This window comes from Flavivirga amylovorans (assembly GCF_030540875.1).
GTDB lineage: Bacteria > Bacteroidota > Bacteroidia > Flavobacteriales > Flavobacteriaceae > Flavivirga > Flavivirga amylovorans.
The window spans coordinates 668,463-689,745 of record NZ_JAUOEM010000001.1 but is presented as its reverse complement, the minus strand read 5'-3'; the positions used below and the strand labels follow the sequence as shown (position 1 = coordinate 689,745).

Sequence of the window (21,283 nt, the reverse complement as noted above, 5' to 3'; positions counted from 1 at the left end):
CGGAGGTTACATTTGTCCATTAAAAAACAATAAAAAAACCATCAAATGAAAAAATTAATCCCATCTTGGATACGAGTTCCTATAGTATTCTTTATTATTTTCGGAGCCGTAGAATTCTTTATAGACTCAGGCAATAAACCAGCATTTATAGAATATCCAGCCGTTTCATTATTCTTATTACTAGTTCTCCTTATTTTAATTGCTATTGAAGCCATTGTAGGGGCTTTAGAAAATGTGATGCTTCACAGATTAGATGAAGAGGCCAAAGCACGGTTTTTAGAAGAAAAAGAGAAAAAATATGAATTTACTTGGCTAAAAAACATATATATAAAACTTCTTGGTCAAAAACCACTTGAAGAAGAAGGCGAAATTATTTTAGACCACAATTACGATGGCATAAAAGAATTAGATAATAACCTTCCGCCATGGTGGCTATATGGGTTTTACATTTCTATAGTTTTCGCTGCAGTTTATTTATTGAAATATCATGTTTTTAATGGAGATACTCAAATTGATGAATTAGAAACAGAACTAGCCGAAGCAAGAACAGCTATTGAAGCTTATAAAAAGACAGCTAAAGATTTAGTAGATATAAACACGGTTACCGTTCTTACTGAAGCTGCCGACTTAAATGCAGGTAAATCTATTTTCGAAACAACATGCGTTGCTTGCCATATGGCTGATGGTGGCGGTGGTATTGGTCCGAATTTAACAGATCCAAATTGGATTTTAGGTGGTGGTATCAAGAATGTTTTCAGAACCGTTTCTGAAGGCGGGCGTTCTGGTAAAGGGATGATTGCATGGAAACAACAATTAAAACCTTTGCAAATTGCGCAAGTTTCAAGTTATGTTTTAACATTACAGGACACAACGCCTGCTAATCCTAAAGCACCAGAAGGTGATGTATGGGTGGATGAAAATGTAGAAGTACCAACGGAAACGATTCAGGAGATTATAACAGATTAACACAAACTAAACTAAGTTGGAAAACCTGACAGGTCTAAAAAAATCCACTACGCCAGCAAACCCAAAAGCACCAGAAGGTGAAGTATGGGTAACAGAAAATGAAGAATAAAATCTAGTGTAGAAAAGAAATAACTTTGGAAACCCCAGAAAACGAAATATTTAGAGACTCAATAGCTACGGTTACCGAAGAAGGTAAACGTGCCTGGGTATTTCCAAAAAAACCTAGCGGTAAATTTTATAAATATCGCAAATGGGTCAGTTATGGATTGCTTGCTTTTTTATTACTGTCCCCTTTTATAAAAACAAATGGGAATCAGTTTTTAATGTTCAATGTATTAGAACGTCGTTTTAATATTTTTGGATTTCCGTTTTGGCCACAAGACTTTCATTTATTTGTTGTCTCAATGATTATTGGTGTTGTTTTCATCACACTATTCACCGTAGCCTTTGGTCGTATTTTCTGCGGATGGATTTGTCCGCAAACCATTTTTATGGAAATGGTTTTCCGTAGAATTGAATATTGGATTGAAGGAGATAGAGGAAAACAAATCCGTTTATCAAAACAACCATGGAACGCCGAAAAAATCAGAAAAAAAGGATTAAAGCTAATTATATTTCTTATCATTTCTTTCGTTATAGCTAATGTGTTTTTAGCTTATTTAATAGGAAGCGATGAACTTATTCAGTATATAATCGATGGCCCTTTTAGTCATGTAAGCACACTTATTTCATTAATTATTTTTACAGCTGTATTCTATTTTGTTTTTGCATGGTTTAGAGAGCAAGTATGCATTATAGCTTGTCCTTATGGAAGATTACAAGGTGCTCTTTTAGATACAAAATCTGTTGTTGTAGCATACGATCATAAACGTGGTGAGGCTGAAAATGGTAGAAAGAAATTCAGAAAAAATGAAGACCGAAATGCTTTAGGACATGGCGATTGTATTGATTGTTTTCAATGTGTCAACGTATGTCCTACTGGAATTGATATTAGAAATGGTACACAGCTAGAATGTGTTAATTGTACCGCTTGTATCGACGAATGTGACCATATCATGGAAAGTATTAATCTACCGAAAGGATTAATTAGATATGCTAGTGAAGAAAATATAGAAAAAAAAGCTCCTTTTAAATTAACAGCCAGAATGAAAGGCTACATAGCAGTCCTTTCTATAATGATAGGCTTACTAATTGGTATGTTATTTTTAAGAAACGATGTGGAGGCTAATGTTTTAAGACTACCAGGGCAATTATATGAACACAAAGAAAATAACGTAATTAGTAATGTATTTACCTATAAGTTGGTAAACAAAACTACAAACGATATTAATGATGTAAGTTTTAAATTAATGTCCCATAAAGGTGATTTAAAATTAGTGGCTACTCACGATAGCTTTATAGTACCACGTCAGGGAATTGCAGAAGGCACCTTATTTATTGAGATTAATAACGCCGCTTTAACAGGCGACAGAAATAAAATAAAAATAGGCGTATACAAAAGTGATACATTAATTGAAACGACAACAGCTAATTTTTTAGGGCCAAGGAGCTATAAATAAGTATTAAAATGAAACGGCTAATCAATTTAAATTCAGATACTATTTCAACAGAGCATATTTGCTGTGCTATATCCGATAAGAAATGTATTGATAGCTATCAAGCCAAAAAAGATTGGTTAACTAAAGAATTTAATAACGGATATGTTTTTCGCAGAATTGATGAAAGAGCGAAAGTATTTATAGAATATGGCCCAGCTGAAAATGCCTGGATTCCTATTAAAGCTGAAAACTATATAAATATTAATTGCTTTTGGGTGTCTGGAAAATATAAGCGTAATGGCTATGGAAAAGCATTATTAGGAACTGCTATTGAGGATGCTAAGAATCAACATAAAGATGGTCTAGTAACCGTAGTTGGTACTAAGAAATTTCACTTTATGAGTGATACAAAATGGTTTCTCAATCAAGGTTTTGAAGAGGTAGAAAGAATTTCAAGTGGTTTTAGCCTTTTGGTAAAAAAAATAACAAAAAATGCAACATCTCCTGTTTTTAATGAGTCCGTTAAAAGTGGGGAATGCTCTGAAAAAAATGGCGTTGTTGTTTATTATTCAAATCGGTGTCCTTTTGCAGAGTTTCATTCAAAAAACTCTTTAGTAGAAACGGCAAAAAACAGAAACCTACCACTTAAGATAATTAAGCTAGAATCTATGGAACAGGCGCAAAATGCGCCAAGTCCAGCAACAATTTTCAGTCTGTTTTATAATGGTAAGTTTATAACGACCGATATTAGTGTTTGTATGGATTCAAGATATGACAAAGTAATGGAAAAAGCTTTGAAATTAAATTAAAAGAAAAATGACGTTCTGAAATAAATTCAGAATTATAAAAATAAGAAATCATGAAAATAAACTGGGGAACAGGAATTGTAATTGCTTTTATAGGTTTTATAAGCTTTATAATGTACTTCATTATTACAATGAATGTAGATGATGCATACAGTCATGATTTAGTCACAGAGGATTATTATGCTGAAGAATTAGAATATCAAAAAGACATTGACAAACTAAAAAACGCAAAACACTTAAATAAAAATATCACATATAAAAAATCAGTTGAAGGGCTAATAATTAGTTTCCCCGATACGATTGATTTTAACAAAATCACAGGAAATGTGTTCCTATACAGACCATCTAACAAACATTTAGATTTTGATACTGCTATTTCATTATCTAAACCCACTTTGCTCATACCTGACAATCGTTTGGTAGATGGTCGTTGGAACATTAAAATAGATTGGCAATACAACGGAAAATCATATTTATTTAAAGAATCTATTAATTATTAAACATGCTCATTTCAGCATTTGTATTAGGGCTTTTAGGAAGTTTCCACTGTCTGGGGATGTGTGGTCCTATTGCATTTATGCTTCCTTTAGATCGAACAAATGCTTATAAAAAAGTATCACAAATCACAATGTATCATGTTGGCAGGCTATTAGCTTACAGCATGATTGGCTTGGTATTTGGACTCATTGGCAAGAGCTTGTATATTTTTGGGTTTCAACAACAACTCTCCATTATTACTGGTATCTTAATGATATTGGTTGTTTTAATTCCACAAAAAACATTCAACAAATACAATATTTCAAAACCTATTTATAAACTCATATCTAAAGTAAAATCTGCCTTAGGTAAAGCTTTAAAAAAGAAAACTGCCGATACCTTTTTAACTATTGGTTTTTTAAACGGTTTTTTACCTTGCGGACTTGTTTATATGGCTTTATTTGGAGCTATTGCTGGTGGAGATACATTTAAAGGCAGCCTCTACATGGCTCTTTTTGGTTTAGGCACCATACCATTAATGACCTCTGCTATATATTTTAGTAATTTTTTAAAAGGAACTGCTAGACAAAACATACAAAAAGCAATTCCAGTTTTTGTTATTTTTATTGGATTGCTTTTTATCATTCGTGGTTTAGGCCTTGGCATACCATATGTATCACCAGCTCCCGTTATTGATAGTATTTCTAGTGCTATTGAATGTCACTAATACCATTTCTGCATTGAAATTACTGTAAAAGAAAATGAGGATTTTTTTTCTTTATACAAAATAGAAAGATAAAGCATAGCCTTAGTTACGGTTTCTTTTTATGTTGAAGTAGAAAGGAGAAAAGAGCGTTTTATTACGGTCATTTGGATGTAGAAATGGTATAAGCTTTAAGGATTGAAGTTTTGTATTCTGTTGGCTATTTTTACTTTTTTCTATGTTTTTTAAATTAATACAACAAAAAACATGACAGACATTTAACGATCGCTGGCGATTGTGTCGTAAACAAAATATACCAACAAAATGGCATTGCAACAGCTTTGGATACTTCTCGTGGTGTTGTAAACATAGGGAATGCTAAATTAATTGGCTATGGGTACATTACCTCCAACTACATTGATTATGAACTAAAAACAAATTGAATACCTTAAATTATAACATCCTTATGGTTTCATTTTTGTTTATTTCTTAAATTTAATTACTTTTAGTAAAGTAATTGAATTAAAAACGTTTCTCAATTATTTTAAATAAAAACAAGTACATCATCAATTCAGGAAAAATCATCTTACAATTAAGATCTATGAGAATGGTTTTATCTTATTTAATGATAGAACTCATTTAGACTTTTTGGATTTAAGCGAAAATTAGAAGTTTTTGCCTATGTTGAAGAGTTTTTTGAGTTGTATAGCAGAGCTACGGAAGGAAAAAAAGACAAAAACAGCAATTTTTTAGCAAATTGAAAAAGTCTAAATGAGTTCATAATAAAGGATCCGTTACTACAATGCTTTTAGCAAAAAAATATTTTACAGGTGATATACAAATAGCATTTAATACATTCTTAAAAAGAAATAAACTATCAAAATAAAAACTTACTACTAACACACTATATCAAATGAAAACACTTATTTTTTACACACTATTATTTTTAACCTTAATGGCCTGTAATGACAAACCTTCTTCCGAAGAAAAAACCACTGTTACTACACAACCAAAAAACCTTGAAAAAAATATCATCGATTTATCTCATACCTATTCCGATAAAACTATTTATTGGGTAACGTCAAAGGAATTTGAATTAGATACTGTGTATAGAGGGCAAACAGATAAAGGATATTATTATTCAGCTAATAATTTCTGTACTGCAGAACATGGCGGAACTCATATAGATGCTCCAATTCACTTTGTGGAAAACGGACAAACAGTGGACGAAATACCTCTAGAAAAATTAATTGGACCCGCTGTCAAGATTGATGTATATTCAAAAGCCATCAACAATCCTGACTACCTAGTAAGTATAGAAGATTTTAAAGCCTGGGAAATAAGTCAAGGCAATACAATTCCAGATGGAAGTATCGTTTTAATCCAAACTGGGTTTTCAAAATATTACTCTGACAAAATCAAATACTTAGGAACCGATAAACGCGGAGAGGATGCCGTAAAGCTATTGCATTTTCCTGGTCTTTCACCTGAAGCAGCTGAATGGTTAGTTAAAAATCGTAATATTAATGCTATTGGTATTGATACGCCTAGTATTGATTATGGTCAATCTGAATATTTCAAAAGCCATGTAACACTTCTTGAACAAAAGATTCCTGCTTTTGAGAATCTTACTAATCTGGATAAATTACCTCTAAGTGGATTTGAAATTATTGCCTTACCTATGAAAATTGAAGGAGGAACCGGAGCACCTTTAAGAATAGTAGCCATCGTGACCGATGAAAAGAAATAACTGCTACAAGTGATTAATCATTTGTGTAATAACCCATAAAACAACAGACGGTCTAAGGGATTTACCTTAGACCGTCTGTGCTCAAATAAAAATATTACTAACTTACTTAATTAACTTTTAATTTTAAATGTTATAACGGGCAATGTTGAATGATTAGCAACATCTTCCCCGACACTTCCTTGGAAAAAATGTGATAACCCTTTTCTTCCATGTGTTGGAATAGCAATTAAATCGGCTCCAATTTTAATTGAAGAACTTAAAATTCCATCTTCAACGCTATAATCTGAAGTATAATAAACATCATCCATTCTATCTAGGTTTCCTTCAGCTTTAGTAAAGAAATTAACAGCAAGCCTTTCTATTTCTAAAGAATTTCTAAACTTGTCATTTGGTAAATTCACATAAACCAAATACATTTTAGAACCCATTTTTTCAAATATTTTAACAGCATCCAAGTATGTTTTTATAGAATCTTCGGAAAAGTCGCATGCATAAGCAACTACTTCAAAATTAATTTGAGGGACATGATTCTTAACAACCAACACTGGAATATCTGCATTTCTTACCACACGTTCTGTATTAGATCCAATAAAGAACTCCTTAACACCACTAGCACCATGAGACCCCATAACGATAAGGTCGGCATCATACTTCTTTGCAATTTCATTAACTTCACTAAACACTTTAAAGTGCTTAACTATTGGGGTTACTTTAATATCTTTTAAATAATCTTTTTTAAGAAAATCTTCGAATCTTTGTTCTGCCAATTTTAAAAAATAAATCACTTTCTGAGGTTCTTCTCCTCCAGCTGTAAGCATAACTTCAGACATTTCTAACATATGTAGCGCCAATAATTCAGCGTTATTCTTTTTAGCTAATTTTGCTGCAGTATTTAAAGCGTATTCTGAGTGTTCAGAAAAATCTATCGGTACAATAATCTTCTTCATAATTTGTAGATTTAAGTTCCCCTTTTAAACGGAGAGGTTAATATTAATATACATCTCTTCTCAAGCATCAAGCATTCTTTAAATTAAACTGTCATTGAAAATAACTGGGTATCTGGTTGTTTTCTTTGCAATAATACATCGAAAGCCATACAGATGTTCCTAACAAACGGCTGTCCTTTTTTAGTTATCTCAATGGTATTTGAACTCATATTTAGTAAACCGTCTATTTCCATTTCTTTTAATCGGATCATAACTTCTGGTAATTCGTCAAAATAAAGATGATCTTGAGTCCAGGTTGTTTTAAAACGACACATTAAATTAAGAATATGTTTTCTGATAATTAGATCTTCTTCATTGAGAATATGCCCTCTATAAACTGGCAAAATATCATCCTTTAATAAATCATAATAAGCTTCAATACTTTTAACATTTTGAGCAAATCCATACCAACTATCACTAATTGATGATACACCCAAGCCAATCATAGCTTGTGTTTTAGATGCAGTATATCCCATGAAATTCCTATGTAAACTACCATGTGTCATAGACTTGAATAATGAATCGGTAGTCAATGCAAAATGATCCATACCTATTTCACTATAACCAACTTCAGAAAGTAATTGTTTTCCCAATTCATATTGTTGTCTTTTTAACTCAGCAGCAGGCAAATCGGAATCATTAAACCCTCGTTGTCCATTACCTTTAATCCATGGTACATGTGCGTAACTATAAAAAGCTAATCTATCTGGTAATAATGTTTTCGTTTTTAAAATAGTTTCTTTTACATCCCCTAAAGTTTGAAATGGTAGCCCAAAAATGATATCATGACCAACCGAAGTATAACCAATATCTCTAGCCATATCGGTAGCACGTTTTACATTTTCAAAAGGCTGAATTCTATGTATTGCTTTTTGTACTGTTTCGTTATAATCTTGAACGCCATAGCTTACTCGTCTAAAGCCAACATCGTAAAGTGTTTGTAAATGTTCTCTAGTGGTATTATTTGGATGTCCCTCAAAGCTAAACTCATGGTTATTTGCAAGAGTAGATCTTCTTAAAATACCATGAATTAATCGCTGTAAGTTTTCAGGACTAAAAAAAGTTGGTGTACCACCTCCTAAATGCAATTCTTTAATTATTGGCTTTTCATCGAATAACTCTAAATATAAATCCCATTCTTTTAAAACAGCAGTTATATAAGGTGATTCCACACTATGTTGTTTAGTAATACGCTTGTTACACCCACAAAACGTGCACAAACTCTCGCAATATGGTAAGTGAATGTAGAGACTTATTCCTTCTTCAGAATTACTTTCTTTGAAAGATTCTATTAAAGATCTCTTCCATTTTTTTAGAGAAAATGTCTCATTATTCCAGTAAGGAACAGTTGGATAACTCGTATAACGAGGCCCAGCAATATTATACTTATTTACTAATGAACTTAACATACCTAACTTTTATAGTTCAAAAGTATAGTATCGTAGGCTTTAAAAATATGATATATGTCATAGCGAATATTTGCAATTCGATTTTTATTAGTTTAATTTCACATCTCTAAAAAAATTAAAAGAATGAAAAGAATAATCGCATTGTTAATCCTTGTTTCTGTAGTATCAGCTTCATGTAAACAAGAAAAAAAAGACCCTAATACGGATCCATCTACCCCAGTAGAAGCAACAGAAAAATTTGTAGTTAAACCCGAAGCAACATCAGTAAAATGGACCGCTTACAAGACCACTGAAAAGAAAGGTGTTGGAGGTGAATTTTCAGTTTTAAATTTTGAAACTAAAGAAGGTACAACGCCTCATAAAGCTTTGAACAATTTAACCTTCTCAATACCAATTAGTAGTCTCATTACAAAAGACGAGAGTCGAGATGCAAAATTAAAAGAGTTTTTCTTTGGAGCCATGTTAGATACTGAGTTTTTAAAAGGTACTATTAAGTATACCAATGATACATGTATTGCTTCAATTACCATGAATGGTGTGACTAACGATTTACCATTAGCTGTTAGTATAACTGATAGTAGACGTGTAAGTATGACCGGTACCATGAACCTTAAAGACTGGAATGCTTTAGGCGCTTTAGAATCGATCAATAAAGCTTGTTTTGATTTACACAAAGGAGCTGATGGTGTAAGTAAGACTTGGGAAGATGTTGCTATAGAAGTTAGCACCTTTCTTCGTAAAAACTAATAAAAATACTATTCCTTACCATACAAGCTACTTTAACGAGTAGCTTTTTTTTATTAACTTAGTAACTATTAAACAAGTCTTCAAAATAGCTAATGAAAAAAATCTATTCCGTTGAAGAATATATTGAGGAACATGCTCATTTTAGTGAAGCACTGATCATGTTGCGAGATATTATTAATACTACTGAATGTATTGAAACCATAAAATGGAGTGCTCCAGTTTATACAATAAACGGCAAGAATGTTTTGGGTTTAGGTGCATTTAAAAATCATTTTGGAATTTGGTTTTTCAATGGTGTCTTTCTTAAAGATGAGTATAATTTACTCGTAAACGCGCAAGAAAGTAAAACGAAAGCGTTAAGACAAATGCGTTTTGAGTCTATTACAGAAATAGACAAACACATTGTTTTAGCATACGTTAAAGAAGCTATTGAAAACCAAAAACTAGGCAAAGAAATAAAACCGGATCGCAGTAAAAAGGAAACCGTTATTCCTAAAGAATTAAAAGATTTGTTTACAAAAAACACCGATTTAAAAAATAGTTTTGAAACTTTATCTCCCTATAAACAAAGAGAATATTGTAACTATATTGATAGTGCAAAACGAGAAGCAACCAAACAAACGCGTTTAGAAAAAATCATTCCCATGATTTTACAAAATATAGGTTTAAACGATAAATACAAAAATTGCTAGGCGTTTTAATGTAAAAATAGGATGGTTCATACTTAAACATAAATGTCCACAACCATCAAACCAGAATTCCAGCAACAAAGTTTATTAAAAAAGGTGATTCTTCTAATTAACTGGTATGCTTTTTTCAATTAAACTCATTATTTTATGAGGTTCTACGTAATTCTTGATAACTTTTTTAACCCCGGCATTACGTAGTTTGTTATTTTCATTAAAATCTACCCCAATAAAATCAATATCAATTTCTGTTAGTACCTCTCTATTTGACATTTATCGTAATATGATCAACGTAGAAAATAATATCGTGCAACTTATTCTAGCACATAGTTTGCTACTATATAAGACTTTATAGAGCAATAGAGTGTTTCATCCTTGATTTATTTTTAATAGAAGTAATGCCAAAGAGTGTTATAGAGTCTAAAAGTTTGAGCTTCATTCATATTTCACCCCATTACACTACTCAATTTAAACATTGGCAAATACATTGCTATTAAAATTACTCCAACCAGAACACCCACAATTAAAATAATAAAAGGTTCCATAATAGTAGATAACATTTTAGATTGTTGTTGTACTTGAGTATTATATTGCATATTAAGTCTATCAAAAATATACTCGGTTTGGTTAGTTTCCTCAGCTACTTTTACTAAAGCAATCATTTTATTATCAAATAGTTTATGTTGGCTTAAACTTTTGCTTAACGATTGCCCTTTTAATATATGCTGTTTCACACTTTCTAAAGCATGTTGTAACGGATAGAAATCAATCATTTGTTTTACTAATTGAATACTATTAACTACAGGAACTTTTGAGGCTGTTAATAGCGATACCGCTTGCGTAAACTGCGATAAATAGATAAGTTTAACAAAGTTGCCAATAAAAGGGAGTTTTAGAATAACAGTGTCTTTAAACTGTTTAAAACGTTTCTTTTTATTAAAAAAGGATTTAGATACTATTAAAAGTAATATACCCAAAAGGATCAGCCATCCATAGTCGCCTACAAATTCTGAAGCACTAATAATTAATTTAGTAATAGCAGGTAACTCAACGTTTTGCTGTGTAAATATATCTTGAAACATAGGTACTACAAACCTTAGCATAAAAGCCACAACTAAAACAGCAGTGCTTAAAATAATAACTGGATACGTTAAAGCACTTATTAAATTTCTTCGTTGTTCATTCTTCCTAGAAAAAAAACTTCCCAATTGTTCTGTGACTTGAAATAGCGTTCCTGTTTCCTCTCCTATTTTAATAGAATAATACTCATAATCTGTAAATTGCTTTTGAACTTTTAATGCTTCAGATAAACTTTGTCCTGAAACAATGTTATTGGAAATTATATTTAAAATTTCTTGATTTTGTTTTTTCTTTTGCGAATTTTGGATGAGTTCTAAACCATCTTTCAAACTAATACCTGCTTTTAATAAAACGCTTAGTTCAATATAGAAATCTTCCTTTACCTTGTTGGAAAATGCTTTATTAAATAAAACAATCTCCTTTTTTAAAAAAGAGGTTTTTTCAGATTCCTCTTTTAGTACTGGTCTTTGAGTTACTATGTTATCCAATTGAAATCCCATCAGTTTATAAAAGGTGTTGCATCATTTTTTTTAAAGACAAATAGTTTTTGACTTTGAAAAAGCTTTGAAGTTTGAAGTTTTATTGCATCTATTAGCCCAGACTCAATAATGTCACCATCAAAAAAGAATAATTTATTTTGAAGTTGAATGTTCAAAGTATCCCTGTTTTTAATGATATATGTCTCATGAAATTGGTAGTGTAAAGAATCAATATGATTACTAAATTTTATTTCATCTTGCAAAGCATCATATTCTATTTTTGTGTATCGATTAAAATCTATCCATAGTGACTGTTCCAGTTTATTAATCTCAGTATTATGAATAAAGTTACTTTGAATCCCAGTAATATGTTTTTGGACTAAAGACAAAACAGAAAAGGCTAAGCCTATCACTATACTAGTCAATATTAATACGACTATCATTTCACTTAATGTAAAAGCTTGTATTTTATTATTGCTTTTCACCTATAGTTTTAGTTACGGTTTTGTTTATAGTTCTATTTATAGCTTCAAACTCAATTTTATTTGATTGATTTTCTTTATACTCTGTAATTGAAACTTCCCAATTATTAAAATCATCTTGATATGGTATTTCCAATTGCTCATTGATGTATAAATATTCTAACTCATTTAAATGGGTATCTATAGTTCTTGTATTATTCTTAATGGTATTTGAAAATAAATTATTTAATATCATACTAGAAATCATAAACACGACTACAATCAGCACCGTAGCAACCAAAGTTTCCATAAGTGTAGAGGCTCTTATCTTTTTTAGTATAACCATGTCATTACACCTTTTTTAGAATTTTTAAAGGATAAACCTATATATTCCTGAGCCAAATCATCAACGATTATGGTTCCATTATAAATATGGTTTTGATACGACGACCCAGATTGATTCGCTATAAAATTTGAGACAAACACGCTACCATAAACAGTTCCTAATAACTCTAGGTTTCTATTGCAATATATTTCACCCAAAATAAGCGCTTGATCATCAATAAAAACTTGAGCTTTGTAGTTTTTCGTTTCTCCTAAATAAACAATAAATCCTTTTAAAGTTGAACCCTTTGCAACTTTTACCAAAGGTGTTTGTTTTTGATTGTTCGTGTTTTCTGCAGGTATTTTATTTTTTAAATCTTCATTTAAAATTAATGCCGATGGATAATTTAACGTACAATTTTTACCTATCGTTATTCCTTTTGTAGCTATAGCTTGAAAAGTCCCTTTTGTGTTGCTTTTAATTTCAATTTCCGGAGCTACTAAAACTATATCTTTTAAGTTTGAGTTTGCATCAACAATTATTTTAGTTTTTGATTGTACCAAAATATGTCCCTTAAGAGATACTCCTATTAAATGAACATCAGTATGACTATAAATCACTTGCAAAGGATTTAAAAAAGAGTTTTTAAAGCTATTACTTCTATTTAAATCAAGAAACTGATTTTGGTTTATAGTACCTATTTGATTTTGAATGGTTTTAATCTGGTTTCGAGTTTCATCTAATAGTTCTGGAAGTTTACTACTAGTTCTGGTTACTCCATAAATAAGTTGATTTCCATAAAAAGAATGACCAGAAATATTACCAGTTCTAACACCTTGTTTTGGTAAATAAGCAACGCCACGTATTTTGGTATTACCTACTAACACTAATGGTTTGTTTTTATCTTCAACATATAAGGAGGTTCTATTAATTTTTGGTTGTAGTGCTCCAATGAGTGCTACCTTCTTAAATCGGTTTGTTTTTATAGTAGCTATTGCTATTACTTTTTCAAAAACGCCCCAATAGTCTCGGTGAACACTTACAGTTTTATAATCTTCATCTTCTAAATTAATAGTAATAGAGTCACTTAGTGGGGTCTTATTTTGAAGAACATAATCAATACCTTTATTAGTGTTTTCTATGGTTTCTAAAACAAAATCCGTTTGAATATTAAAACGTTTATGGGTGTCAATTAAAATGATACATGCTGTTAATAACAGGGCAATCACAACCACAATGAACATGGTGAATTGTAATGCGCCTGCCTTTATTTTTTGCAACATCATAATTTTGTTATAGTCTTTCTTTGTCCTTTAAAAATTACTGAAGCTTCTTTGCTGTTTGCCTTTAATAACTTGACGTTCTCTATGTTTTGTCCTACTTTTATAATGTGTTGTTTTTCATTAATAGAAAGCACACAAACTTTTTCTTTGCTGTCTTGTTTTAAAATGACACCATGATATACCAAAGATGGCCAAAGAATAGGCGTTTTTAACACCGCTTTTTTAGTATTTGAAATAGGATTTCTTTTTTTATGCAAAATACCTAAAAAAGGATCCCTATCTAGCGGTTGAATTGAAAACGTATCAACTTTCGTATTTATCTTTGGGTTAAAAGCGACATTAATATTTTGTTTGGAAGTGTTAGGTTCCGTAGGTTTGATAGTTAATATAATTCTATATCCAACAATACCCCATATAGCTAAAACCAAACCTAATAACGTATATGTTTTTGTTTTACTCTTCAACTCTAAAACTTTGTTGTGTATAACTAGTTATATATCCTGAGTTTTCTGCTCGTATACGCCACTGATAGTCTTTAAAGTCTAATGTTGTTAAAAAACTAGTTCCTACTAGTATACTATCTTTTACTATTTGTTGTGCGTTTTCAAAAGTTGGGGTGGCTATTTGCAAATGATACGTTTCGGCATCTTCAAGAACTTCCCAAGTAAATATCACTTCGGTAGCTTTTAATACCACATCATTTGATGGTGCTAAAGCAATAACTTCTTTATTTGAGATGTCTTCAACTTCAATAATGTCATCGCAAGATATCATACAAAACACAACAAACAATGCTTTTATATAAAGTTTCATTTTACTACAGTTTATAATAATTAATTTTCTTTTTTGCTCGTTTAGAATAACGATAAGTGTTATTGGGGCAACTATTAAATGTGGTTACCAGATCTACGATATTAAGTTGGTATTTATTGTTTTCTTGCCAGCAACAATTAGCCGTTTTATAACCAAACACAATACCGTCGTTAAAAACTATGGTTCCTGTCTTTTTGTTGGCTTCATATAACTGTAATGCATAAGTTTTACGAATATCTTCTACCAAAAAAACAGCATTAGCTTTCGTTACATTATTTAAATCGTTTTCATTTAAAGCCATAGAAATACTAATTACCACATTCGTATTTTGATTATGGCTTAAATAATTTTTTATATCCTCATTGTCTTTACGGTTAAAAGCATTTATAATGCTTACTTTATCTGCTATTTGCAGTTCAATATATTTGGGTTTATTTGCAATAGAATCTATATAGTTAATTTTTACTTTGGCTGATTGTAACGCTTTTGCTTTTGTGAAATTTTTAAAAGTTTGTTTTGTAAATGGTTTAATACTTACTGCTAATTTTATAGGTTCTACATATTTTGGAACTGCAGCACTATTAAATTCTTGTTGTAACAAAAAATCTTTGTCTGTACCAATGCTTCCAACGGTTATTTGCTGAGTTGTTTTAGTTTGATAAGATTGTAAAGAGATGGTTTTACAGCTTACTATAAAGCATGTTATGCTGATTGATAAACACATTTTAAATACCTGTATTTTAAGCTTTTTTATATTAAACATATTTAAAGTTTATTGTGTTACCCCAAAAGTATAGCCTAACAATAGCCTCTAAAGTTTTTAAGGATTTAGTAAAACAAATGGTTTTTCTACTCAAACATTTTAAGTGTGTTCTTAAATTAAGATGTAAGCGTTCAATATGATTGGTGAGTGATTTTCCTGCCCTGTGAATATTTTTAGGAATTAGCTTTTTGTAAGAACTAAAATGGTCTGAATAAATTCGTTTAGGATTAAGAAGCAATATCCTATTTACCACATTAGCAATATGTTTTGCTTTTCTCTTACCAATATAAAGAGCAACTATAGTTTTAGTTTTTCTATTTATGGCATAAGTTATCCAATATCTATGCTTTTTATTCTTTATCCTAGCATACATTTCATCAATTTCATACGATTGCTGATGTTCAAATAAAGCTGGGCGTTTTGTTTGTTTTGAAAGATATAAAAGACGCTTTTTTACGGTATGTCTTGAGATTCTCAAAACCCTTGATATATCATTAATACCACAGCTATTAACAATCAGTCTATAAATTAATTTGTTTGTGTGCTTTTGGTAGGATTTATAGGTATACCTTTTTTGAGTACTTTTTTTACATAACCTACAAAAATACCGTTGCACTCCATTAGCTTGGAAGCCATTCTTAATACATTTTTTATCACATACCTTGCACTTCATAGCTAGAAATTACATGGTAAATGTATTTTATTTAAAGCTAAAAAAAATAAGGTTTATCCTTACTATTGGTAAGGTTTTTATAAATTTTACCCCCTAATTTAAACCACGAGAGGTTTTGGAAGCCAATTATAATACGTTTTAAGAGCCTAAAACAAAAACAGGCATACCTAAATATACCTGCTTTTTATATTATAAATCATTTTAGTTTATTAAATATCAAATAGTTATACTTTAAAAAAGCACACCCACTAATTTAGACCATTACCTACCTAAATACACCTGTTTTTTTTATAATTATATTATTCTTATTGACTTATATATAGGATAGTTAAATATTTAATTTTGACTATCAACTAGTTTGAACGGTGACCATTTGAGTTGTTGACAGATTTAATTTTCACTAATTTTTTCATCATTCAATTTGTCAATTAACCAGAAAGGAAGTGAACTCATCCATTTTAGCTTTGTATCAAAAAAATGATGGTTTAACCTATCCAAAACATGTTCAGGGTAATAAACCCCCATTATTTCCAAACCAGTACAATCTTTTTTAGTAGCGGGAATAACATTAATGTAATCCGGTGGCAACGCAATTCTAAATTTATTATTATCAATTACATCCTGAATATAATACGGTCTTTTATCTAGTAGAGACTCTTCAATTTCAATTAGTCCCATTACTTCCCATTCATTAGTTTTCATTGCCTTTTTATAATTTACTGCGTTAGTAAATAAAATTGGCTTGTAGATTACACTCTTATAATCGAAATTTTTATCATTTGTTATAAAATCAAAAAATGTCATAAATGTTTTGTCAATAATTAAACCATAGGTGTAATAATCACCAACTAGTTTTATCCGTATTATTTTTCTTTTTATCATTGAATCCTTAAAATTTAAATACTCCAGTAAATCCATGTGCTTCGCCAAATGACATTGAAGCAGCCTTATGGTAAGTATAACCATTTGGATTATATCTTGCAACTCCCCTTATTGCATTAGCACTTGTTGCATTTGCTTTTCTATTTGGGTCAGATAATGCTCCACCGTAAGAGTCTATGAGTTGTTGTTCTCTTCCTCTAACCGCAGCCCTGCCAGCAACTCCTTTATGGAATACATCAAGTCTCGCAATACCAAAACCAAGTGCAGTCATATGATGAGAAGCATCTCTTCTAGCAACAATTTCTTGTGGAGTTCCAAAACCACTAGCTCTTCCTACATATACTTCCCCATTAGGGCCTATTTTAGTATAAGTTACGTGAACTCTATCTCTAGGTCTTCTTCCGGGTGGGTATTCAGGAGTATCACTAGTAGCTAAAAGTGGTAGAAGTGCTGTCAAAGCTGCTGTGACACTCATCCCTGTTCCTGTCGCTACAGCTGCTTCTGTAGTAGTCACTACAGCTTCAGTTGCTGTTGCAGCTTGATAACCTTCAAGTCCCCCTGCACCTATTAAAGCTAAACTCGGACCAGTTGCATCACTATCCGAAACATTTGTAGGCTCATCATTATCTCCACTATTTTGACTTTCTGCCCATTTTATAGCTGCATCATAACTTGCATTATCATTTATTAATTTGCCATCATCGTCATATTGTTCATATTGCTCAGTGTCCCAATTATATTTGAATGAATCTGCACCTGAAGGGTCAGACCAATATATTGGATTATTATCAAACGCCACATAAGGAGACATAGTATAATGAGTAACTGGGTCAATACCAGTCCATCTTCCTATTGCTGGGTCATACTGGCGTAGTTCCATCTCATAGAGATTAAGTCCTAAGCTTTCCTCTAACTCAACACCATTATATTTAAAATCAAGTGCTTTATTACTAGAATTCACCACGTTATTATACCCTTTATGTTTAAGACCAAAAGGGTAGTAGTTGTTTTCTTCTAGTATATCTGAAGAATTAACCGTACCGTCATTGTTACTATCTTTGTAACTCAATCTAATGTTCCCTAAGTGATCCTTAAACTGATAAATATAGTCAAATCCCAGAGATAAATCAAATTCATCTTTGGGCTCGACATAGCCTTCAGGGTGGTTAAAGAACTTCAGTGTTCCTGATTCCACTAAATCGATTGTCTCATAGACATAGTTACCGGCATATTCGGTCAGCTTGTATTCTATGATAACATACTCTTCATGTGCTGGTCCTTCATAATTGCCTGCCTCTACTCTTTTGGAGAGTTTATTGCCCAAAGCATCATAGACGTATTCGATAAAAGCAAGATGGTAGCCGTCTAGATCGTCGACCAATACCTCTGCAGGTAGGTTCAGGTGGTTGTATTTTATAATTCCTATATGCTTATTCTTGTCCTCAATCATATTACCATTGGCATCATAGTCGTAGTCTGGGACTCCAGCTTCGTTATAGTCCTTAAACCCATAAGTGTTTATTGTACTGGCCATATCGCTTACCCTTGAGAGTTGATTGCTATCGTCCTTGTACTTATAAAAGAGCTTGTCCAACTTTACGTTATCTGTAAAGGTAGCGTTAGGCGCATTTCGTATGAGTTCCTGAATGTTACCATTCTTATCGTAAACCACGTCCTTTAAACTAAAGAACTGGTTCTCCTCCCCAAGCCATTTACCGGCCTTATAAGTGGCATCCGTAATCCGGTTCAGGGCATCATATCTATACCCGTAGCCTCGTTTCTTGTTGTCATTGGCCGTTTTCCAGATAGTCTCACTGATGTTGCCGTTGTATAGAGGCTCTGTATCTAACTTAAGATGTCCTCCGCTATAGGTCACCGTATTATAGTTTATCTTAAATGCGAAAAGATCCTTGCCCAACCAGTCCGTATCATTTATCTGTTTGAGCCACCCCCTGATGTTATATGTATAATCAATATTCTGTAGTCTCTTGGGAGCAGTTTTCTTACCGCCCACACCCTTAGAGATCAACTGCCCCAACTCATCATAGGTATTCTTCACGATAATCTCTTCACTGGCAGCCACATTGTTGATAATCTGCGATTGTTTGGTTAGACGCCCCATATGGTCATAGATAAAATTATCCTTGGTTTTTATAGTCGTGCCATTTTTGGTATGTTCCGTTTCAGAGAAGATCACTCGCCCTGTAAAATCATATTTGCTTTCCGTCTTGTCTGTCGTGACCAAGTATTCGTTATGGCTATAGATATGGATGGGCCTGGCCTTTTCATCATAATAGCTTACCGTTGTGATCCAATCATTGGTATTAGGGTCATCATCCAATACCTTGACCTTGCTGCCTGTAGCCAATCCTTTTATCTTATCTGTAGGGGATACGCTAAACACAAACCCTGGATGGACTCCTCCACCTATATCAAAATCATAGTTGTCGTAATAGTTTACGGTAAGCACCTCCACATTAGTGGCATCGGTAGTAATCACATTATTGGTATAGTACACATCTCCCAATGTAGCATTGAGCTGCCCTTCTTTGGTCTCATGTACCGTAAAGCTGTCGTTGGCATCTTTCTGAAGCTGTTTCCTGTTCTTTGGGGAACTGTAAATACCCGTGTAAACGACTCTGCCAAAGACATCGTATTTTGTAAAAAGCCATTTGTCCTGAACCTTAAGGTTGCCATCTTGGGTAAAGATAGGCCTGTCCAGTTTGTCATATACGATCTCCTCAGGGGCTTTGCCCGGGATGCGTTTTTTAATGAGCCTATTTCTATAATCATAGGTATACTGGTAGCCCAGTCCGTTCAGTTGTTGGTCGATAACGGTCAGGGGATTGGTGGTGGCGTTCATCTGTGGGGGGAGCACGTAGGTAAGGTTGCCGTAGTCATCGTAGATGTAATAGGTGTCATGGGGCTGTTCATTTACATTGGCATAGGTGCGCTTGAGAACCACCATACCTTGTTTATCCTTAAATTCCTCGGTGGTATGGAGCTTACTAGTGCTACCATCATGGTTCTCATCTTTTGTAATGGTTTTGTAAAGCTCGCCCTCCGAATAAAATTCGGTATTAGTGCTTAATGTAAGAACAGGATCGTAAAAGGTGCCTCCATTGGTGGTTACTGCTGTAAGGGCTACATCGAATTGTCTTACCTCTCCAATGATATTACTTTGGTATTCAAACTCTATTTCATGCCCATTACCTAGTTTCCAATCTTCTCCAGGAGCTGCTTGTTTTAAAACTCTATTTAAAGGCGATGTCTCCAATACGCTTTCTGAATATGGGTTTGTTGTATTGTTGTATTTTGTCGTATTGTAAAAGTCGGCGGTCGCACTAAAGGCGTTATCTCTATAATAACCATCATAAGTAGTTTCTGCATATGGTAAATATTCTTTGTTTTGCCTGCCGTAACCATCATAAGCAATGTGGCTTATAACATCTTCTTTATTTCCTCCCGCATGTATTCCTATACTTTGCATCGGTCTACCTAAACCATCAAAATAATTAACGGTTTCTATTTTATCATCGTTTTGAATAATTTGAGATAGACTGTCTACAGGAATCTGTGGCGTCACGGTATAAATATAATTTTCGTCGCTCAATCCCATGCTAGGTTGGTTATATATAACAACATTACTTGAAGCGGAAGAGATGCATCCAGAGATATTGGTAACTTTAAAACTATATGTCGCTGGCGTTAATCCTGTTATTGTATAGCTTGTTCCCGAACCTGAGATAGTACCTGGTTGAATAGTCCAGCTCCCTGTAGGTAAACCTGTTAAAGTGACGCTGCCTGTTGCAGTTTGAATGGTTGGTTGCGTAACAGTCCCTACAACTGGAGTTGTAGGTGTAGAAGGATTAGGCTGAGGATTTATAATAACACTATTAGATGTTGGGGATGTGGCCCCATTTGCAGCTGCTGTAACAGTATAAGTCCCAGGAGGTGCAGTGATTGTATTTCCTGATTTAACGACTCCTGTTGAAGGCGTTATTGTATATGTATAAGAACTACTATAGTTTGTAATAGTAATACTTCCTGTTGCTGTCGTGCAGTTTGGTTGTGAGGCAACATATAATGTTGGTGCAGGAATAGATGTACCAACAGAAACAGTTATACCTTGTAGTTCAGTATACCATAAATCTCCAAAACTATCATAATAATCTAAAGATACAAAGTGATAAGTACCTGGACTATTCCATTGTATATCTGCATATAGCGCATCAAATGGAGCTTGTTGAGAGCCTGAAGCAAACCACATTGGAGTAAAAGATGTATCTATCTGAGAAAATGGATCATTTACAACGTAATGCTTTATTTCTCCAACAGTGGCGGTCATAGGACCAGTAATATAGGCGTCCTGAGCATTGAGCCCTTTTATACCAAATATTACGACTATCAAAAATATAAATGGACTAGTTATACTATTTAAAGTGTGTGTGTACAT

The 21,283-nt window shown here is 32.6% G+C and carries 21 protein-coding genes; 8 read left to right on the top strand and 13 right to left on the bottom strand.

Annotated elements, in window-relative coordinates:
* Positions 1-45 precede the first annotated feature (45 nt).
* The 6 genes from Q4Q39_RS02740 to Q4Q39_RS02715 all read left to right on the top strand — a co-directional run bounded on the left by Q4Q39_RS02740 (position 46) and on the right by Q4Q39_RS02715 (position 6,240).
* Positions 46-966, top strand: coding sequence for a cbb3-type cytochrome c oxidase N-terminal domain-containing protein (locus Q4Q39_RS02740; RefSeq protein ID WP_303280832.1), 921 nt, complete (start codon positions 46-48; stop codon positions 964-966).
* A gap of 134 nt (positions 967-1,100) precedes the next feature.
* Positions 1,101-2,525: a cytochrome c oxidase accessory protein CcoG gene (gene ccoG, locus Q4Q39_RS02735; protein WP_303280831.1), complete on the top strand. Its 1,425-nt coding sequence runs from the start codon at positions 1,101-1,103 to the stop codon at positions 2,523-2,525.
* An 8-nt stretch (positions 2,526-2,533) separates the two neighbouring features.
* Positions 2,534-3,313, top strand: a complete 780-nt coding sequence (locus Q4Q39_RS02730; protein WP_303280830.1) for an N-acetyltransferase — start codon at positions 2,534-2,536, stop codon at positions 3,311-3,313.
* A 50-nt stretch (positions 3,314-3,363) separates the two neighbouring features.
* Complete coding sequence (locus tag Q4Q39_RS02725) at positions 3,364-3,810, top strand: FixH family protein (RefSeq protein ID WP_303280829.1); 447 nt, start codon at positions 3,364-3,366, stop codon at positions 3,808-3,810.
* Between the two features lie 2 nt (positions 3,811-3,812).
* The gene (locus tag Q4Q39_RS02720; protein ID WP_303280828.1) at positions 3,813-4,514 is read left to right on the top strand and encodes a sulfite exporter TauE/SafE family protein; all 702 of its coding nucleotides are present in this window, start codon (positions 3,813-3,815) and stop codon (positions 4,512-4,514) included.
* Positions 4,515-5,403: 889 nt separating this feature from the next.
* On the top strand, positions 5,404-6,240 hold the full coding sequence (locus Q4Q39_RS02715) for a cyclase family protein (RefSeq protein ID WP_303280827.1): 837 nt from the start codon (positions 5,404-5,406) through the stop codon (positions 6,238-6,240).
* 110 nt (positions 6,241-6,350) lie between these two features.
* On the opposite strand, the gene Q4Q39_RS02710 is transcribed toward Q4Q39_RS02715, so the two are convergent.
* Entirely contained in the window at positions 6,351-7,187 is an 837-nt protein-coding gene (locus Q4Q39_RS02710; RefSeq protein ID WP_303280826.1) for a universal stress protein, read from the bottom strand.
* An 83-nt stretch (positions 7,188-7,270) separates the two neighbouring features.
* Complete coding sequence (gene hemN, locus Q4Q39_RS02705) at positions 7,271-8,635, bottom strand: oxygen-independent coproporphyrinogen III oxidase (protein WP_303280825.1); 1,365 nt, start codon at positions 8,633-8,635, stop codon at positions 7,271-7,273.
* A gap of 123 nt (positions 8,636-8,758) precedes the next feature.
* On the opposite strand from hemN, the gene Q4Q39_RS02700 reads away from it, so the two are divergent.
* A complete protein-coding gene (locus Q4Q39_RS02700; protein ID WP_303280824.1) occupies positions 8,759-9,382 on the top strand; it encodes a YceI family protein in 624 nt (207 codons plus the stop codon).
* Positions 9,383-9,474: 92 nt separating this feature from the next.
* Positions 9,475-10,074, top strand: coding sequence for a YdeI/OmpD-associated family protein (locus Q4Q39_RS02695; protein WP_303280823.1), 600 nt, complete (start codon positions 9,475-9,477; stop codon positions 10,072-10,074).
* A 102-nt stretch (positions 10,075-10,176) separates the two neighbouring features.
* On the opposite strand, the gene Q4Q39_RS02690 is transcribed toward Q4Q39_RS02695, so the two are convergent.
* From Q4Q39_RS02690 to Q4Q39_RS02640, 11 genes are all read right to left on the bottom strand, one after another.
* Positions 10,177-10,341 carry a hypothetical protein gene (locus tag Q4Q39_RS02690; protein ID WP_303280822.1) on the bottom strand — a complete coding sequence of 55 codons (165 nt, stop codon included), beginning with the start codon at positions 10,339-10,341 and terminating at the stop codon, positions 10,177-10,179.
* A gap of 173 nt (positions 10,342-10,514) precedes the next feature.
* On the bottom strand, positions 10,515-11,648 hold the full coding sequence (locus Q4Q39_RS02685; protein ID WP_303280821.1) for a type II secretion system F family protein: 1,134 nt from the start codon (positions 11,646-11,648) through the stop codon (positions 10,515-10,517).
* Complete coding sequence (locus tag Q4Q39_RS02680; RefSeq protein ID WP_303280820.1) at positions 11,648-12,112, bottom strand: PulJ/GspJ family protein; 465 nt, start codon at positions 12,110-12,112, stop codon at positions 11,648-11,650. The genes Q4Q39_RS02685 and Q4Q39_RS02680 overlap by 1 nt, the downstream gene beginning before the upstream one ends.
* On the bottom strand, positions 12,099-12,434 hold the full coding sequence (locus Q4Q39_RS02675; RefSeq protein WP_303280819.1) for a hypothetical protein: 336 nt from the start codon (positions 12,432-12,434) through the stop codon (positions 12,099-12,101). Before Q4Q39_RS02675 ends, Q4Q39_RS02680 begins: the two co-directional genes overlap by 14 nt.
* Positions 12,422-13,699: a hypothetical protein gene (locus Q4Q39_RS02670; protein ID WP_303280818.1), complete on the bottom strand. Its 1,278-nt coding sequence runs from the start codon at positions 13,697-13,699 to the stop codon at positions 12,422-12,424. The genes Q4Q39_RS02675 and Q4Q39_RS02670 overlap by 13 nt, the downstream gene beginning before the upstream one ends.
* The gene (locus Q4Q39_RS02665) at positions 13,696-14,160 is read right to left on the bottom strand and encodes a hypothetical protein (protein WP_303280817.1); all 465 of its coding nucleotides are present in this window, start codon (positions 14,158-14,160) and stop codon (positions 13,696-13,698) included. The genes Q4Q39_RS02670 and Q4Q39_RS02665 overlap by 4 nt, the downstream gene beginning before the upstream one ends.
* Positions 14,150-14,509 carry a hypothetical protein gene (locus Q4Q39_RS02660; protein ID WP_303280816.1) on the bottom strand — a complete coding sequence of 120 codons (360 nt, stop codon included), beginning with the start codon at positions 14,507-14,509 and terminating at the stop codon, positions 14,150-14,152. The genes Q4Q39_RS02665 and Q4Q39_RS02660 overlap by 11 nt, the downstream gene beginning before the upstream one ends.
* 4 nt (positions 14,510-14,513) lie before the next feature.
* A complete protein-coding gene (locus Q4Q39_RS02655) occupies positions 14,514-15,272 on the bottom strand; it encodes a hypothetical protein (protein WP_303280815.1) in 759 nt (252 codons plus the stop codon).
* Positions 15,265-15,945 (bottom strand): IS1 family transposase, encoded by a 681-nt coding sequence (locus tag Q4Q39_RS02650; protein ID WP_303280814.1) that lies wholly within the window; start codon positions 15,943-15,945, stop codon positions 15,265-15,267. Before Q4Q39_RS02650 ends, Q4Q39_RS02655 begins: the two co-directional genes overlap by 8 nt.
* 390 nt (positions 15,946-16,335) lie before the next feature.
* Positions 16,336-16,827 carry an Imm26 family immunity protein gene (locus Q4Q39_RS02645; protein WP_303280813.1) on the bottom strand — a complete coding sequence of 164 codons (492 nt, stop codon included), beginning with the start codon at positions 16,825-16,827 and terminating at the stop codon, positions 16,336-16,338.
* 7 nt (positions 16,828-16,834) lie between these two features.
* Positions 16,835-21,283, bottom strand: a complete 4,449-nt coding sequence (locus tag Q4Q39_RS02640; protein ID WP_303280812.1) for a DUF6443 domain-containing protein — start codon at positions 21,281-21,283, stop codon at positions 16,835-16,837.

What these genes read in the sequence shown, in the direction of transcription:
- Q4Q39_RS02740 (WP_303280832.1), top strand. Translation starts at nt 46, where the DNA reads ATGAAAAAATTAATCCCATCTTGGATACGAGTTCCTATAGTATTCTTT.
- Q4Q39_RS02730 (WP_303280830.1), top strand. Translation starts at nt 2,534, where the DNA reads ATGAAACGGCTAATCAATTTAAATTCAGATACTATTTCAACAGAGCAT.
- Q4Q39_RS02725 (WP_303280829.1), top strand. Translation starts at nt 3,364, where the DNA reads ATGAAAATAAACTGGGGAACAGGAATTGTAATTGCTTTTATAGGTTTT.
- Q4Q39_RS02720 (WP_303280828.1), top strand. Translation starts at nt 3,813, where the DNA reads ATGCTCATTTCAGCATTTGTATTAGGGCTTTTAGGAAGTTTCCACTGT.
- Q4Q39_RS02715 (WP_303280827.1), top strand. Translation starts at nt 5,404, where the DNA reads ATGAAAACACTTATTTTTTACACACTATTATTTTTAACCTTAATGGCC.
- Q4Q39_RS02710 (WP_303280826.1), bottom strand. Translation starts at nt 7,187, where the DNA reads ATGAAGAAGATTATTGTACCGATAGATTTTTCTGAACACTCAGAATAC.
- hemN (WP_303280825.1), bottom strand. Translation starts at nt 8,635, where the DNA reads ATGTTAAGTTCATTAGTAAATAAGTATAATATTGCTGGGCCTCGTTAT.
- Q4Q39_RS02700 (WP_303280824.1), top strand. Translation starts at nt 8,759, where the DNA reads ATGAAAAGAATAATCGCATTGTTAATCCTTGTTTCTGTAGTATCAGCT.
- Q4Q39_RS02695 (WP_303280823.1), top strand. Translation starts at nt 9,475, where the DNA reads ATGAAAAAAATCTATTCCGTTGAAGAATATATTGAGGAACATGCTCAT.
- Q4Q39_RS02690 (WP_303280822.1), bottom strand. Translation starts at nt 10,341, where the DNA reads ATGTCAAATAGAGAGGTACTAACAGAAATTGATATTGATTTTATTGGG.
- Q4Q39_RS02685 (WP_303280821.1), bottom strand. Translation starts at nt 11,648, where the DNA reads ATGGGATTTCAATTGGATAACATAGTAACTCAAAGACCAGTACTAAAA.
- Q4Q39_RS02675 (WP_303280819.1), bottom strand. Translation starts at nt 12,434, where the DNA reads ATGGTTATACTAAAAAAGATAAGAGCCTCTACACTTATGGAAACTTTG.
- Q4Q39_RS02670 (WP_303280818.1), bottom strand. Translation starts at nt 13,699, where the DNA reads ATGATGTTGCAAAAAATAAAGGCAGGCGCATTACAATTCACCATGTTC.
- Q4Q39_RS02660 (WP_303280816.1), bottom strand. Translation starts at nt 14,509, where the DNA reads ATGAAACTTTATATAAAAGCATTGTTTGTTGTGTTTTGTATGATATCT.
- Q4Q39_RS02655 (WP_303280815.1), bottom strand. Translation starts at nt 15,272, where the DNA reads ATGTTTAATATAAAAAAGCTTAAAATACAGGTATTTAAAATGTGTTTA.
- Q4Q39_RS02650 (WP_303280814.1), bottom strand. Translation starts at nt 15,945, where the DNA reads ATGAAGTGCAAGGTATGTGATAAAAAATGTATTAAGAATGGCTTCCAA.
- Q4Q39_RS02645 (WP_303280813.1), bottom strand. Translation starts at nt 16,827, where the DNA reads ATGATAAAAAGAAAAATAATACGGATAAAACTAGTTGGTGATTATTAC.
- Q4Q39_RS02640 (WP_303280812.1), bottom strand. Translation starts at nt 21,283, where the DNA reads ATGTACACACACACTTTAAATAGTATAACTAGTCCATTTATATTTTTG.